The organism is Chloroflexota bacterium (assembly GCA_020161265.1).
GTDB lineage: Bacteria > Chloroflexota > Chloroflexia > Chloroflexales > Herpetosiphonaceae > Herpetosiphon.
This window is the reverse complement of the sequence record JAIUOC010000006.1, coordinates 1-12,276: the sequence shown is the minus strand read 5'-3', so window position 1 is coordinate 12,276 and position 12,276 is coordinate 1. Positions and strand designations below refer to the sequence as shown.

24 protein-coding genes are annotated in these 12,276 nt (G+C 51.8%); all 24 read right to left on the bottom strand.

Annotated features, from left to right (window positions below; translation table 11 throughout):
* Positions 1-4 precede the first annotated feature (4 nt).
* Positions 5-661: an adenylate kinase gene (locus LCH85_14245; GenBank protein MCA0353149.1), complete on the bottom strand. Its 657-nt coding sequence runs from the start codon at positions 659-661 to the stop codon at positions 5-7.
* Between the two features lie 86 nt (positions 662-747).
* Positions 748-2,067 (bottom strand): preprotein translocase subunit SecY, encoded by a 1,320-nt coding sequence (gene secY, locus LCH85_14240; protein MCA0353148.1) that lies wholly within the window; start codon positions 2,065-2,067, stop codon positions 748-750.
* Positions 2,068-2,172: 105 nt separating this feature from the next.
* The gene (rplO, locus tag LCH85_14235; protein ID MCA0353147.1) at positions 2,173-2,625 is read right to left on the bottom strand and encodes a 50S ribosomal protein L15; all 453 of its coding nucleotides are present in this window, start codon (positions 2,623-2,625) and stop codon (positions 2,173-2,175) included.
* Positions 2,625-2,819 (bottom strand): 50S ribosomal protein L30, encoded by a 195-nt coding sequence (rpmD, locus tag LCH85_14230; GenBank protein ID MCA0353146.1) that lies wholly within the window; start codon positions 2,817-2,819, stop codon positions 2,625-2,627. The genes rplO and rpmD overlap by 1 nt, the downstream gene beginning before the upstream one ends.
* Before the next feature lie 2 nt (positions 2,820-2,821).
* Positions 2,822-3,331 (bottom strand): 30S ribosomal protein S5, encoded by a 510-nt coding sequence (gene rpsE, locus LCH85_14225; GenBank protein MCA0353145.1) that lies wholly within the window; start codon positions 3,329-3,331, stop codon positions 2,822-2,824.
* Between the two features lie 56 nt (positions 3,332-3,387).
* Entirely contained in the window at positions 3,388-3,753 is a 366-nt protein-coding gene (gene rplR, locus LCH85_14220; GenBank protein ID MCA0353144.1) for a 50S ribosomal protein L18, read from the bottom strand.
* Between the two features lie 69 nt (positions 3,754-3,822).
* Entirely contained in the window at positions 3,823-4,362 is a 540-nt protein-coding gene (gene rplF / locus LCH85_14215) for a 50S ribosomal protein L6 (GenBank protein MCA0353143.1), read from the bottom strand.
* Positions 4,363-4,417: 55 nt separating this feature from the next.
* On the bottom strand, positions 4,418-4,816 hold the full coding sequence (rpsH, locus tag LCH85_14210) for a 30S ribosomal protein S8 (protein MCA0353142.1): 399 nt from the start codon (positions 4,814-4,816) through the stop codon (positions 4,418-4,420).
* A gap of 18 nt (positions 4,817-4,834) precedes the next feature.
* Positions 4,835-5,020 (bottom strand): type Z 30S ribosomal protein S14, encoded by a 186-nt coding sequence (locus tag LCH85_14205; protein ID MCA0353141.1) that lies wholly within the window; start codon positions 5,018-5,020, stop codon positions 4,835-4,837.
* A 62-nt stretch (positions 5,021-5,082) separates the two neighbouring features.
* Positions 5,083-5,622 (bottom strand): 50S ribosomal protein L5, encoded by a 540-nt coding sequence (gene rplE, locus LCH85_14200; protein MCA0353140.1) that lies wholly within the window; start codon positions 5,620-5,622, stop codon positions 5,083-5,085.
* A gap of 163 nt (positions 5,623-5,785) precedes the next feature.
* Positions 5,786-6,094, bottom strand: a complete 309-nt coding sequence (rplX, locus tag LCH85_14195) for a 50S ribosomal protein L24 (protein ID MCA0353139.1) — start codon at positions 6,092-6,094, stop codon at positions 5,786-5,788.
* A 72-nt stretch (positions 6,095-6,166) separates the two neighbouring features.
* Positions 6,167-6,535 (bottom strand): 50S ribosomal protein L14, encoded by a 369-nt coding sequence (gene rplN / locus LCH85_14190; protein MCA0353138.1) that lies wholly within the window; start codon positions 6,533-6,535, stop codon positions 6,167-6,169.
* Positions 6,532-6,870, bottom strand: a complete 339-nt coding sequence (rpsQ, locus tag LCH85_14185) for a 30S ribosomal protein S17 (protein MCA0353137.1) — start codon at positions 6,868-6,870, stop codon at positions 6,532-6,534. Before rpsQ ends, rplN begins: the two co-directional genes overlap by 4 nt.
* Complete coding sequence (gene rpmC, locus LCH85_14180; GenBank protein MCA0353136.1) at positions 6,870-7,073, bottom strand: 50S ribosomal protein L29; 204 nt, start codon at positions 7,071-7,073, stop codon at positions 6,870-6,872. The genes rpsQ and rpmC overlap by 1 nt, the downstream gene beginning before the upstream one ends.
* Positions 7,063-7,500, bottom strand: coding sequence for a 50S ribosomal protein L16 (gene rplP / locus LCH85_14175; GenBank protein ID MCA0353135.1), 438 nt, complete (start codon positions 7,498-7,500; stop codon positions 7,063-7,065). The genes rpmC and rplP overlap by 11 nt, the downstream gene beginning before the upstream one ends.
* A gap of 3 nt (positions 7,501-7,503) precedes the next feature.
* Positions 7,504-8,208: a 30S ribosomal protein S3 gene (gene rpsC, locus LCH85_14170; GenBank protein MCA0353134.1), complete on the bottom strand. Its 705-nt coding sequence runs from the start codon at positions 8,206-8,208 to the stop codon at positions 7,504-7,506.
* A gap of 86 nt (positions 8,209-8,294) precedes the next feature.
* Positions 8,295-8,636: a 50S ribosomal protein L22 gene (gene rplV / locus LCH85_14165; protein ID MCA0353133.1), complete on the bottom strand. Its 342-nt coding sequence runs from the start codon at positions 8,634-8,636 to the stop codon at positions 8,295-8,297.
* A gap of 10 nt (positions 8,637-8,646) precedes the next feature.
* Complete coding sequence (rpsS, locus tag LCH85_14160; protein ID MCA0353132.1) at positions 8,647-8,934, bottom strand: 30S ribosomal protein S19; 288 nt, start codon at positions 8,932-8,934, stop codon at positions 8,647-8,649.
* Positions 8,935-9,082: 148 nt separating this feature from the next.
* On the bottom strand, positions 9,083-9,910 hold the full coding sequence (gene rplB / locus LCH85_14155) for a 50S ribosomal protein L2 (protein MCA0353131.1): 828 nt from the start codon (positions 9,908-9,910) through the stop codon (positions 9,083-9,085).
* Positions 9,911-9,921: 11 nt separating this feature from the next.
* Positions 9,922-10,218 carry a 50S ribosomal protein L23 gene (gene rplW / locus LCH85_14150; protein ID MCA0353130.1) on the bottom strand — a complete coding sequence of 99 codons (297 nt, stop codon included), beginning with the start codon at positions 10,216-10,218 and terminating at the stop codon, positions 9,922-9,924.
* 12 nt (positions 10,219-10,230) lie between these two features.
* The gene (rplD, locus tag LCH85_14145; GenBank protein ID MCA0353129.1) at positions 10,231-10,860 is read right to left on the bottom strand and encodes a 50S ribosomal protein L4; all 630 of its coding nucleotides are present in this window, start codon (positions 10,858-10,860) and stop codon (positions 10,231-10,233) included.
* Positions 10,861-10,870: 10 nt separating this feature from the next.
* On the bottom strand, positions 10,871-11,509 hold the full coding sequence (rplC, locus tag LCH85_14140) for a 50S ribosomal protein L3 (GenBank protein ID MCA0353128.1): 639 nt from the start codon (positions 11,507-11,509) through the stop codon (positions 10,871-10,873).
* 85 nt (positions 11,510-11,594) lie between these two features.
* Entirely contained in the window at positions 11,595-11,903 is a 309-nt protein-coding gene (gene rpsJ / locus LCH85_14135) for a 30S ribosomal protein S10 (protein ID MCA0353127.1), read from the bottom strand.
* 65 nt (positions 11,904-11,968) lie between these two features.
* The coding region (gene tuf, locus LCH85_14130; GenBank protein MCA0353126.1) for an elongation factor Tu at positions 11,969-12,276 on the bottom strand (308 nt) is incomplete at its 5' end.

Below are 12,276 nucleotides of genomic sequence, written 5' to 3'. Positions count from 1 at the left end.
AAATTTAGCACGGCTTTGCCGATTCAATTGCTTGAACCATGCGTGCAGTAATATCGTCGATATCGCCGAGGCCATCAATTTCATGCAAGATTCCTTGCGTGCGATAATGGGCAATTAATGGCGATGTTTGGGCTTCGTAAACATCAAGTCGATGGTTGATCGTCTCAAGGTTATCATCGCTGCGTTGGTACAAATCGCCTTCGCAGAGATCACAAACACCCTCGACTTTTGGTGCTCGGAAGTATGTATTATATACAGCTTGACATTTTCTGCAAGTCCAGCGCCCAATCACTCGTTGAATCAGCACATCTTTATCGACATGCAGCAACAACACTGCGTTGATCGCATCGTTATGTTCAGCTAGGGCTGCTTGCAGGGCTTCGGCTTGCTGAGGCGTTCGTGGAAACCCATCGAAAATCACCCCATTTTCACAATCGGGTTGGCGTACCCGTTCCAAAACCATGCCAATCACAACATCATCGGGCACAAGCTCGCCTTTATCGAGATACGATTGGGCGAGTTTGCCCAGTGGTGTGCCTTCACGCACAGCCGCCCGAAACATATCGCCGCTAGCAATATGCTTCATGCCGGTTGCTGCTTCCAACTCAGTTGCCTGGGTTCCTTTGCCCGCTCCAGGCGAACCAAGCAAAATGATGTTCATAGGTCAGTGCTCCTCGGTGAGTCAGCAAAGGATGGCGAACGCCGTTGTTCGCCATAGCGCCGCCTGCCCACAGCAGTTAGCGTTTCTTAGCGCGAGATGAAGCCTTCATAATTGCGCATCATCATTTGGGCTTCGAGTTGGCGCATGGTATCGACCGCCACACCAACCACAATCAACAAACCGGTGCTGCTAAAGCCAATTTGCAAGCCGGTAATTTGTTGCACAAAATAGGGCAAGGCTGCAACCACCGCCAAGCCAACCGCGCCAATCAAGGTGATGCGGTTCAAGACTTTGGTCAGATAAACTTCGGTGTTGCGACCTGGGCGAATGCCTGGAATAAAGCCGCCGTTGCGTTGCAACATTTCAGGCAAGTTTTGTTGGTTGAACATCACCAAGGCATAGAAGTAGGTGAAGAGCAAGACCAACACAAACATCGCCAAGGTAAAGGCCAAGCCATTCGGGCCAAAGCTATTGACGAAGAAGTTGGCAACGCCATTGAAGAAGCCCGAACCATTGGGATTCCAGAAGTAGGAAGCAACGGTGCTGGGGAAAATCAAAATGCTTTGGGCGAAGATCAAGGGAATCATCCCAGCCATATTGACCTTTAATGGCAAGTGGCTTGATTGACCGCCATAGACCTTGTTGCCGCGCACGCGCTTGGCATATTGAACTGGAATGCGGCGTTGGCCTTCGGTGATCAACACAATCCCAACCACAGTGGCCAAGGTTACGATCAGCAGCAAAATCCCGCCGATTACGTTATTGCCTGAGCTTGAGGTGGTGATAGCTTGATAGACCATACTTGGCAGCGCCGTAACAATCCCGCCGAAGATAATCATCGAGAGACCATTACCAATCCCACGTTCGTCGATTAACTCACCCATCCAAACCAAGAACATCGAGCCAGCAACCATAATCGTCAAGATCGAGAAGGTTTGGAAGAAGTTTTCGGTGATACTGAAATTCAACGTACCGAACAAATTAATCCCGCTGTTGATCAAGGATTTAATTTGGCCATAGCCTTGGAGATAGGCCAAGGGCACAGTGAGGAAATACTGATAGCGCTGAATACGATTGCGGCCCTGCTCACCCTCTTTGCTCAATTGCTCCAGCGCTGGGATCAACGGAATCAGCAACTGCATAATAATTTGAGCCGTGATGTAGGGATAGACCCCCATGGCTGCGACCGAGAACTGCCGCAACGCCCCACCCGAGAGCAAGTTGAGGAAGTTAGCCAAATCGCTCAACGGCAACTGACCATTAAACAACCGATCGAGTTCGGCTGTATCGACCCCTGGCACTGGGATAGCCGCGATAAAGCGGAAGATCACCAGCATCATCATGGTGAACAAAATTTTCTTACGCACTTCGGCGATTTTAAGCGCGTTGACCACAGCTTGAAGCATCGAATTCTCCTGTGTAATGCACGAATGACCTTCATTTGCAAACGGCGTAGCCTTGGGCAGAGCCCGCTACGCCGTCGCAAGAGAAGGTCATCGCATCACCATTGTTTAGGCGGCAGCGTCAATCAGTTCAACTGAACCGCCCGCAGCCTCAATTTTTTGGCGAGCGCTGGCGCTAACCTTGTGGACACGCACCTTGAGGGCTACGTTCAGGTCGCCATCGCCGAGGACTTTGATCGGTTGCTTGAGGTTTTTGATCAAGCCGACTTCGCGCAGTGCTTCTGGCGTTACATCGCCATTGTTCCATTCGATCAAATCACCGACATTGACGACGGTATATTCAACCCGGAAACGGTTGGTAAAGCCACGCTTGTAGGGCATCCGGCGGACCAAAGGATTTTGACCACCTTCAAAGTGTGGGTAGGGGTTTGGCCCTGAACGAGCCTTTTGACCCATCATACCTTTACCAGAGGTCTTACCTTTGCCCGAACCATGACCACGACCAACGCGCTTGCTTTTGCGAGTTGAGCCTGGTGCTGGCTTCAGATCATGCAATTTCATTACTTGGCCTCCGTCGCAGTCACTTCCTCGACAGTTACCAAGTGCTTGATCTTGAAGATCATCCCACGGACAACCGGAGTATCTGGAAGTTCGACCACTTGGTTCAATTTGCGCAAGCCGAGTGAGCGCACGGTATCTTTTTGCGCTTGGCTATAGCCGATTGAACTCTTTTTATAAGTAATACGCAAAGTCATCGTTACTCCTCCGTACCGCTGATAACGGCGCGGCTTTGGCCGCTCAGGCGGAATGACGATGCAGCGCGACCACGGCGACGGCCTTCTTCTTGCGGAGTGCGCAATTCAGAAAGTGCCTTCAAGGTAGCTCGCACTACATTGACTGAGTTGTTGCTGCCCAATGATTTGGTCAGAACGTCCTTGATGCCAGCGGCTTCAAGCACGGCCCGCACGCCACCACCAGCGATAACGCCAGTACCAGCTGAGGCTGGCTTGAGCAACACTTTTGATGCTTTATAGGTTGACACAATTTCATGTGGAATGGTGGTTCCGATAACGGAAACCGCGATCATATTGCGTTTGGCTGATTCAGCGCCCTTGCGGATCGCCTCAGGTACTTCAGAAGCCTTGCCCATCCCTAGCCCGACATTGCCGTTGCCATCGCCAACGACTACGACGGTGCTAAAGTTGAAGCGGCGGCCACCCTTGACCACTTTCGCGACGCGGTTGATTTGGACAACCCGTTCGTCCATTTCAACTTCATCAGCGCCAGTTCGATTTCGCTTCGCCACGTTGCCTCCAGAGTTGATTAGAATTCAAGTCCGCCTTCGCGTGCCCCGTCGGCAACAGCTTTCACACGACCGTGATATTTGTAGCCACCGCGATCGAACACCACTTTGGTAATCCCAGCGGCGCGAGCGCGTTCTGCAACGGCCTTGCCAACTGAATGTGCTTGTTCGAGTTTGCGTTGCTCACCAAGGCTGCCGCGTAATTCGGTATCGATCGTTGACGCGGAAACAAGCGTATGACCAGCGAGATCATCGATCACTTGGGCATAGATATTCAGGCCTGAGCGAAACACATTCAAGCGTGGGCGCTCGGGCGTACCACTGAGTTGACCACGAAGCCGACGATGCCGTCGGGCCCGCAATTCGCGGGATGTAAATTTCGACATTGCTATATTTCTCCTGTAGGTGGGTTAGGCGGCGCGTTAGTGATGCCACGCTACGCCGCCGCCAACAGCCTACTTCTTACCAGCTTTACCGGCCTTGCGGCGGATCACTTCGTCGCTGTACTTGATGCCTTTGCCCAAGTAGGGTTCGGGTGGACGCAGCTTACGAATATTGGCTGCTTGGTCGCCAACTTTTTGCTTGTTGGGACCTTTGATCACAACCCGACGCTCGGCTACTTCAAAGCTGTTGCCTTCGTATGGCTCAACCCGCACTGGGTGCGAGAAGCCAAGTGAAAGCACCAAGGTTTTGCCATCAAGCGTAGCGCGATAGCCTGTACCATTCATTTCGAGCGTTTTTTCAAAGCCCTTGGTTACGCCATCGACCATATTGGCGACCAGCGTCCGTGAGAGACCGTGAAAAGCGCGAGCCTGACGGCTATCGTTGACGCGGGTAATTTCTACCGTTGCGCCATTGATATTAACCGTAACTTCAGGCCGAATTGATTCGCTCAAGGTTCCTTTGGGGCCTTTGACCGTGACCAGATTATTACTGTCAACGTTCACAGTTACGCCAGCTGGAACTTCAATCGGTTTACGACCGATACGTGACATGGGTCATTTCCTCCACGAGTGATGACGGTAATGCTACCGTTGTCCTCGTTTAGTATTACCAAATGTAACAAACAATTTCGCCGCCAACGCCTGCTTTCCAAGCGGCATCGCCGGTCATCAACCCCTTAGGAGTTGAAAGGATGCTCAAGCCCAAACCGTTACGCACCCGAGGAATCTCGTTGCGCTTGGTGTAGACCCGCAAACCTGGGCGGCTAACCCGCTTCAAGCCGGTAATAACTGGCTTGCGGTCAGCAGCATATTTCAAGGTCAACACCAAGTTTGAGAATGGTGTGCCTTCTTGAACTTCAAAGCTCTTGATATAGCCTTCGGCTTGCAAAATTTCAGCAATACCGCGCTTGATTTTCGACAATGGAATCGTCACCGTTTGGTGACGCGCCATACCCGCGTTGCGGATGCGTGTCAGCAGGTCGGCAATTGGATCATTAACGCTCACTAGCTCGTCCTCCTGGTTCTACCAGCTTGATTTTGTTACACCGGGAATCAGCCCCTGTGATGCCAACTCGCGGAAGCAGATCCGGCAGATACCAAATTTTCGCATGTACGCCCGAGGCCGACCACAGCGCTTGCAGCGATTGTATCCCTGCGTTGAAAATTTTGGTGCGCGATTCGCCTTGACGATCATTGATTTCTTAGCCATAGACTGTTTTGGCCTCCCAGTAAGAGTCGTTGGTTCACTACACCTGTAGTGCCTGACCAACTCTAGTCACGAAACGGCATCCCCAACGCCTTCAACAAAGCAAAGCCTTGTTCGTCGTTTGGAGCGGTGGTAACAATCGCCACCTCAAGACCACGGATTTTATCGACTTTATCGTATTCGATTTCAGGGAAGATGATTTGTTCCCGAATACCGATACTGTAGTTTCCGCGACCATCGAACGATTTGCGGCTTAAGCCTTGGAAGTCGCGGATACGGGGTAACGCCAAGTTGACCAGACGATCATAGAAATCGTACATCCGGTCGTTGCGCAGGGTTACCATTGCGCCGATCGGCATGCCTTGGCGGAGTTTGAAGGCTGCCAACGATTTCTTAGCGCGGGTCACAACCGGCTTTTGACCTGCAATCATGGTCAAGTCGCCAATAGCTGCTTCCACCGCTTTGGGGTTTTGCAACGCTTCACCTAAGCCAATGTTGATGACGATCTTGGTAATCCGAGGCACTTGCATAGGGGACTTAAAGCCAAAGTCCTTGAACAATGCAGGAGCCACGGTCTTCAAATAGACATCCTTAAGACGTGCCATGGGTTCCTCACTTCTGGGGTTCGGCGGCAGCATTGGTAACCAAGGCTACCAAACGGTTGCGGCACAACTGCGCCAGCCCAGATGGCAAATACGATAGTTCCAACCAAATGAGTAGTCAGCAACCTACGGTTGTTCATTGCTCATTTGTCTTCGACCTTGCTAATTAGGCAACGTCGGCATTGCATTGTTTGCAAACACGAACTTTTTTGCCTTCGTCGTTGACGCGATGGCCAGTGCGTGAAGGCTTGCCACATGCTGGGCAGATCAACATGACTTTTGAGACATGCAAAGCTGCTTCAACTTCGAGGATACCGCCTTGGCGATTCCCCATTGGCTTAACGTGTTTTTTGACAATATTAACATTTTCAACGACGACGCGTTCTTTTTTGGGCAAAGACAGCTTGATTACACCTTCGCGGCCTTTTTCGCGCCCACTAAGGACCACTACGCGGTCGCCCTTTTTGACGTGCATGGTTTTGCCTCCATAGTCACCGCTATGTGGTTGCCCACAAGCGTTGTATTGTACCACAGCTCGTGAAGAATGTTACAACACTTCTGGAGCAAGTGAGATGATCTTCATAAACTGCTTTTCGCGCAATTCACGGGCGACCGGCCCAAAGATACGCGTGCCGCGAGGGTTGCCTTGTTGGTTGATAATGACAGCAGCATTATCATCAAACTGAATCATTGAGCCATCGGGGCGGGTATAGCCCTTTTTGACCCGAACGATCACGGCGCGAACAACTTCGCCCTTTTTGGCTGAGCCACCTGGGTTGGCTTGCTTGACGGTTGCGATAATCGTATCGCCAACGCTAGCATAGCGGCGCTTGGTGCCACCGAGTACCCGAATACACAACAGCTCTTTTGCGCCTGTGTTATCGGCAACCCGCATACGAGATTCTTGCTGGATCACGACGAGGCCTCCTCGGTTTCGCCTTCAACGGTTACTACGTCTTGGCGCAGAACATTCAAGCCTTCGCGGCGGTTTTTGGTGGCGATTTCAACCACGCGCCAGCGCTTGAGCTTACTCAAGGGGCGGGTTTCTTCGATCACCACGGTATCGCCTACATGGCATTCGTTGTTTTCATCGTGGGCGTAAAACTTGCTGGTTTGACGCACAGTTTTGCGATACAACGGATGGGGGCGCAGGTAATCGACTGCAACCACCACGGTTTTGTTCATTTTATTGCTGACAACCCGACCAACTTTTTGCTTGCGGCTATCAGTTGTTGCTAAATGCTCGTTCATTAATTTCCCTCCGCCACCAAGGTGCGTTCGTGGATGACCGTTTTGGCGCGGGCGATATCTTTTTTCAACAACCGCACGCGGGCGGTGTTGGTCAATTTGCCAACTGATTTTTGGAAACGCATGGTGAACAACTCTTGTTTGTTATCGTTGATCAACTTTTCCAAATCAGCGTTACTCATGTCGCGCAGTTCACTAGCCTTCATTTGAGCCAACCTCCTGCGATGCCTTGGTTACGAATTTGCACTTGACTGGCAATTTTTGGGCAGCGCGGCGCAGTGCTTCTTGGGCCACATCTTCGGGCACGCCGTTCAATTCGAACAACACGCGACCTGGCTTGATCACTGCGACATAGTATTCAACTGAACCTTTACCGGAACCCATCCGTGTTTCCGCAGGCTTTTGGGTAATTGGACGATCTGGGAAGATCCGAATCCAAACTTTACCGCCCCGCTTCACATAGTTGGTGATGGTACGGCGGGCCGACTCGATTTGGCGACTGGTGATCCAGCCAGCTTCGAGCGAGACCAAACCAAAATCACCGAATGCCACAGTTGCGCCGCGTTGAGCAATACCCTTGATGTTACGAGGGCGGTGTGGGCGGCGATATTTCATCTGCTTGGGCATTAACATGGTTTACGACCCCTTGCCCGAACGAGTGTTGGTTTTTGGCGCATCGGCTGCTGCAGTTGCAGATTGGCGTTCGCGTTGACCAAGCACATCGCCCTTATAAATCCAAACTTTAACCCCGATTCGGCCATAGGTAGTGTGAGCATGCACCAAGGCGTAGTCAATGTCTGCGCGGATGGTGTGCAAGGGCACACGACCTTCACGTTCCCACAATGAGCGGCTCATTTCAGCGCCACCCAAACGGCCTGAGCATTTGACTTTGATGCCTTGAGCACCAAGCCGCATGGCACGTTGGGTTGCTTGCTTCATGGCGCGTTTGTGTGAAACCCGCTTGCTGATTTGTTCAGCAACGCTTTCGGCCACCAGGTAAGCATTTAATTCAGGCTGGTGAATTTCTTGAATATTCAAGCGCACCTTTTTGCCTGTGAGTTTTTCAATTTGGTTTTTGAGGGTATCGACGTTCGCGCCGCGTTTGCCAATGACAATCCCTGGCTTAGCCGTGTGGATGGTCACTTCAACCCGATTGGCTGAGCGTTCGATATCAACAAGTGCTACACCAGCGTTTTTCAACTCATCGGCACCTTCAATATATTTGCGCAGTGCCAAGTCTTGGTGCAGTTGTTCAGTATAGTTACGTTCGGCAAACCACTTCGATTTCCAATCTTTAATGATGCCGAGGCGGAATCCATTCGGATGCACTTTACGACCCAAGAGATCCTCCTAAGATAATGATGAACTAAAGGATGAAGTATGAAGGACATCATTGCACGATGCCTTCATCATTCATGCTTTATATTCTACAAGACTTCGCCGTCATCGACGATCACGGTAATGTGTGACGAACGCTTCAAGATACGATCACCACGGCCACGCGCACGAGGCATATAGCGCTTGAGCACTGGACCAGCATCGACCATAATCGTTTTAACGACCAGATCCTCGGGTGACATTTGATAGTTGTGATCGGCATTGGCCTTGGCCGACTTGATCACGCGGGCAATTTCTGGGGCTGCCTTGTGGGGCAGATATTGCAAAATCCCCAGCGCTTCCGTCACATTTTTACCGCGCACGAGGTCGGCAACCAGCCGAACTTTTTGCGGCGACATGCGGAAGTTACGCAGAATGGCTTTAGCTTGCATTGCGCACCTCTTACTTTAATTTGCCGCGCTTGTCGGCCTTTTTGCCACCGTGCCCACGGAATGTGCGGGTCGGCGCGAATTCACCCAACTTATGACCAACCATGTTTTCAGTGATATACACTGGCACGTGACGGCGGCCATCATGGACAGCGATGGTATGACCAACCATCTGAGGGAAGATGGTTGAATCGCGTGACCACGTTTTGAGTGGGCGCTTTTCATTGCCACGATTCATCGTTTCAACGCGGCTCAAGAGCCGAACGTCAACGAATGGACCTTTTTTGGTTGAACGAGACATTCGTTTCCTTCCTTTAGTTGCAGTAGTTGTTGTCACTACTCACGAGGGAGAAGGCGCTGCACGAGTTATCGGAACCCAGTGCAGCGGCGGCCAAGCCGCCCTTGCTCCAAGGTGAGGAGCGCCATCACAACGAAGCGCTCCCCAGGGATTATTTTTGCTTGCGAGTCCGCACGATAAAGCGTTGAGTGCGGGGGTTGTGGCGAGTCTTTTTGCCCATTGCTGGCTTGCCCCATTTGGTTTTGGGGTTCATCCCAGTTGGGGCGCGACCTTCACCACCACCGTGTGGGTGATCAACAGGGTTCATTGCTGAACCACGCACGACTGGGCGACGGCCCAACCAGCGACTGCGACCAGCTTTCCCAATCATGATGTTTTGGTGATCAACATTGCCGACTTGACCCAAGGTAGCCATACACTTGATGTGCACCATGCGCATTTCGCCAGATGGCAAACGCACAGTGGCGTAGTTACCTTCGCGGGCCATCAATTGGGCGGTGTTACCAGCACTGCGCACCAATTGGCCACCACGACCAGGGGTCAATTCGATGTTGTGAATTTGCGAACCGATTGGGATGTTGGCCAATGGCAAAGCATTACCAATGCGAATTTCGGCATTGGGGCCAGCCATCAAGGTATCGCCAACTTTCAAGCCCAATGGAGCAATGATATAGCGTTTTTCGCCGTCGGTGTAGTGCAACAAAGCGATATTCGCTGAGCGGTTTGGATCGTACTCAATCCCCGCCACTTTTGCTGGAATATCAAATTTCTTGCGCTTGAAATCGATCAAGCGATAGCGGCGCTTGTGGCCACCACCACGGTGACGGGTGGTAATGTGACCGTGGTTGTTACGGCCAGCATGTTTCTTTAAGGGTTCGGTAAGCGACTTTTCTGGCTCGAACTTCGTGATTTCTGCGAAGTCCGAGACGGTCATGCCACGCCGACCCGGCGATGTCGGTTTATAGCGTTTGATGCCCACTGCGTAACCTCCTAGAGATCTTCGAAGATTTCGATCCGTTCGCCTGGAGCCAAGGTAACGATGGCTTTTTTCCAACTGCGGCTATAACCGCTTTGTTGGCCATTGCGAGTACGGCGAACTTTCAACTTACCCTTGACATTCATGGTGTTAACAGCTTTCACGTTGACGTTGAAAATCTGTTGCACAGCAGCCTTGATCATCGGCTTGTTGGCTTCTTGTGCCACCTCGAACGTGTATTTGCCCTCTTCCATCAACGCCGTATTTTTTTCGGTGATGACGGGGCGAATAATAATATCGTGCGCGTTCATCGGTTGCATCTCCTACTTTTTGCCCAGAATTGTTTCAACAACGCTGAGTGCCGACTTGGGCAAAATCAAGGTGTCGTAGGTCAACAGATCCCGAACATTCAGGTAGGCTGCCAACAAGGTCTTGACATTTGGCAGGTTGCTGGCTGATAACGTGATGTTATCGCTCTTTTCACCCAATGCCACCAGCGTCTTATCGCCGACTAAGGGCAAGTTTTTCAACAAAGCCAGGAAGTCTTTGGTTTTTGGTGCATTCAAGCTCAAATCATCTAAGAAAATGATTTGGTTTTCAGCGTATTTGGCCGAAAGTGCCGAGCGTACTGCCAAGCGGCGCATTTTGCGAGGCATGGCTTTGGTGTACTTGCGGGGCTTTGGCCCGTGAACAACACCACCACCTGAGTGATGGGGGGCGCGAATAGCGCCTTGGCGAGCGCGACCAGTACCTTTTTGGCGATACAACTTGCGCGTGCTACCACGTACTTCACCACGAGTCTTGGTGCTGTGAGTGCCCAAACGTGCATTAGCCAGTTGGCGAATGACTGCTTGGTGCATCACGGGAATGTTAGGCTCGATGCCGAAGATGTAGTCTTGCAGCTCAAGCGTGCCGATGGCTTGACCGGCTTGGTTATAAAGCTTGGCTTCCATGCGTCAACTCCTATTTCTTCGTGGCCTTAGCTGCCCGTGAGACCATCACCAAACCATTCTTAGCGCCTGGCACTGAGCCTTTAACTAAGATTACGTGGCGTTCAAGGTCAATTTTTACCACTTCCAAATTTTGAACGGTTACGCGATCATTGCCCATCCGACCAGCCATGCGCATGTTTTTCCAGACGCGGCCTGGGGTGGTGCCTGAACCAATCGAACCTGGGGCGCGATGGCGGTCGCTTTGACCGTGAGTTGCTGGGCCACCACGGAAACCGTGGCGCTTGACAACACCAGCAAAACCGCGACCTTTGCTTGTGCCGACGACATCAATCTTTTCGCCGATTTGGAAAATATCAACATTTACCACGTCGCCGACAGTGTGTGCGTTCAAGTCAGTGGTTTTCACTTCGCGCATGAAGCGAACCAGCCGACCAGCAGCTTTCAGGTGTCCTTGGATTGGCTTCGTTACTTTTCGTGGTTTGATTTCGCCGAAGCCGAGTTGGACTGCTTCATAGCCATCCTTGTCCTTGGTGCGAAGTTGGGTGACCACACATGGGCCAGCTTCGATCACGGTGACAGGAATGGTTTCACCTTTTTCGGTGAAGATCTGGGTCATGCCAATTTTGCGACCCAAAATACCATTGAGCATTGGTTACTCCTTAGTCCATAGCGTGCGGAGCCTCTGGGCTACCACGCCCAGCCGTATTGGCTATGGCTCCAAGCGGGGTTCCCGATTAGAGCTTAATTTCAATATCCACACCAGCGGGCAAGTTGAGCTTCATCAAAGCATTGATCGTTTGCTGGCTTGGATCGATCACGTCAATCAGACGCTTGTGGGTCCGAATTTCGAACTGTTCTTGGCTGTCGCGGTCAATGAAGGGTGAGCGCAACACGCTGTATTTTTCGATCTTGGTCGGCAACGGCACTGGGCCAGCGACCTGGGCACCGGTGCGTTCTGCCGCATCCACGATCTGGCGTGCCGACTGATCCAAGATCTTGTGGTCATACGCCTTGAGGCGAATGCGAACTTTTTGCTTTGCCAACGTCATTACTCCTAAGCGCAAAAGAAGGCAGGTGTGACGGGCACACCTGCCAGCCGTTTTATAGCTTATGCGATGATTTCGGTCACGATGCCTGCACCCACGGTGCGGCCACCTTCACGAATCGCAAACTTCAAGCCTTGTTCGATAGCTACCGGAACGATCAACTCCACCGTCATTTGGATGTTGTCGCCTGGCATCACCATTTCCACGCCTTCGGGCAAGCCAATCGCGCCCGTCACGTCCGTCGTCCGAACGTAGAACTGTGGGCGATAGCCACTGAAGAATGGGCTGTGGCGGCCACCTTCTTCTTTCTTCAACACGTAGACCTCGGCCTTGAACTTGGTGTGTGGTTTGATCGAGCCTGGTTTTGCCA

What these genes read in the sequence shown, in the direction of transcription:
- rpsS (MCA0353132.1), bottom strand. Translation starts at nt 8,934, where the DNA reads ATGTCTCGTTCAACCAAAAAAGGTCCATTCGTTGACGTTCGGCTCTTG.
- rplV (MCA0353133.1), bottom strand. Translation starts at nt 8,636, where the DNA reads ATGCAAGCTAAAGCCATTCTGCGTAACTTCCGCATGTCGCCGCAAAAA.
- secY (MCA0353148.1), bottom strand. Translation starts at nt 2,067, where the DNA reads ATGCTTCAAGCTGTGGTCAACGCGCTTAAAATCGCCGAAGTGCGTAAG.
- LCH85_14205 (MCA0353141.1), bottom strand. Translation starts at nt 5,020, where the DNA reads ATGGCTAAGAAATCAATGATCGTCAAGGCGAATCGCGCACCAAAATTT.
- rplC (MCA0353128.1), bottom strand. Translation starts at nt 11,509, where the DNA reads ATGCTCAATGGTATTTTGGGTCGCAAAATTGGCATGACCCAGATCTTC.
- rplX (MCA0353139.1), bottom strand. Translation starts at nt 6,094, where the DNA reads ATGCACGTCAAAAAGGGCGACCGCGTAGTGGTCCTTAGTGGGCGCGAA.
- rpmC (MCA0353136.1), bottom strand. Translation starts at nt 7,073, where the DNA reads ATGAAGGCTAGTGAACTGCGCGACATGAGTAACGCTGATTTGGAAAAG.
- rpsE (MCA0353145.1), bottom strand. Translation starts at nt 3,331, where the DNA reads ATGGACGAACGGGTTGTCCAAATCAACCGCGTCGCGAAAGTGGTCAAG.
- rplE (MCA0353140.1), bottom strand. Translation starts at nt 5,622, where the DNA reads ATGGCACGTCTTAAGGATGTCTATTTGAAGACCGTGGCTCCTGCATTG.
- rplR (MCA0353144.1), bottom strand. Translation starts at nt 3,753, where the DNA reads ATGTCGAAATTTACATCCCGCGAATTGCGGGCCCGACGGCATCGTCGG.
- rpmD (MCA0353146.1), bottom strand. Translation starts at nt 2,819, where the DNA reads ATGACTTTGCGTATTACTTATAAAAAGAGTTCAATCGGCTATAGCCAA.
- LCH85_14245 (MCA0353149.1), bottom strand. Translation starts at nt 661, where the DNA reads ATGAACATCATTTTGCTTGGTTCGCCTGGAGCGGGCAAAGGAACCCAG.
- rplO (MCA0353147.1), bottom strand. Translation starts at nt 2,625, where the DNA reads ATGAAATTGCATGATCTGAAGCCAGCACCAGGCTCAACTCGCAAAAGC.
- rplP (MCA0353135.1), bottom strand. Translation starts at nt 7,500, where the DNA reads ATGTTAATGCCCAAGCAGATGAAATATCGCCGCCCACACCGCCCTCGT.
- rplW (MCA0353130.1), bottom strand. Translation starts at nt 10,218, where the DNA reads ATGAACGCGCACGATATTATTATTCGCCCCGTCATCACCGAAAAAAAT.
- rplF (MCA0353143.1), bottom strand. Translation starts at nt 4,362, where the DNA reads ATGTCACGTATCGGTCGTAAACCGATTGAAGTTCCAGCTGGCGTAACT.
- rplD (MCA0353129.1), bottom strand. Translation starts at nt 10,860, where the DNA reads ATGGAAGCCAAGCTTTATAACCAAGCCGGTCAAGCCATCGGCACGCTT.
- rpsQ (MCA0353137.1), bottom strand. Translation starts at nt 6,870, where the DNA reads ATGAACGAGCATTTAGCAACAACTGATAGCCGCAAGCAAAAAGTTGGT.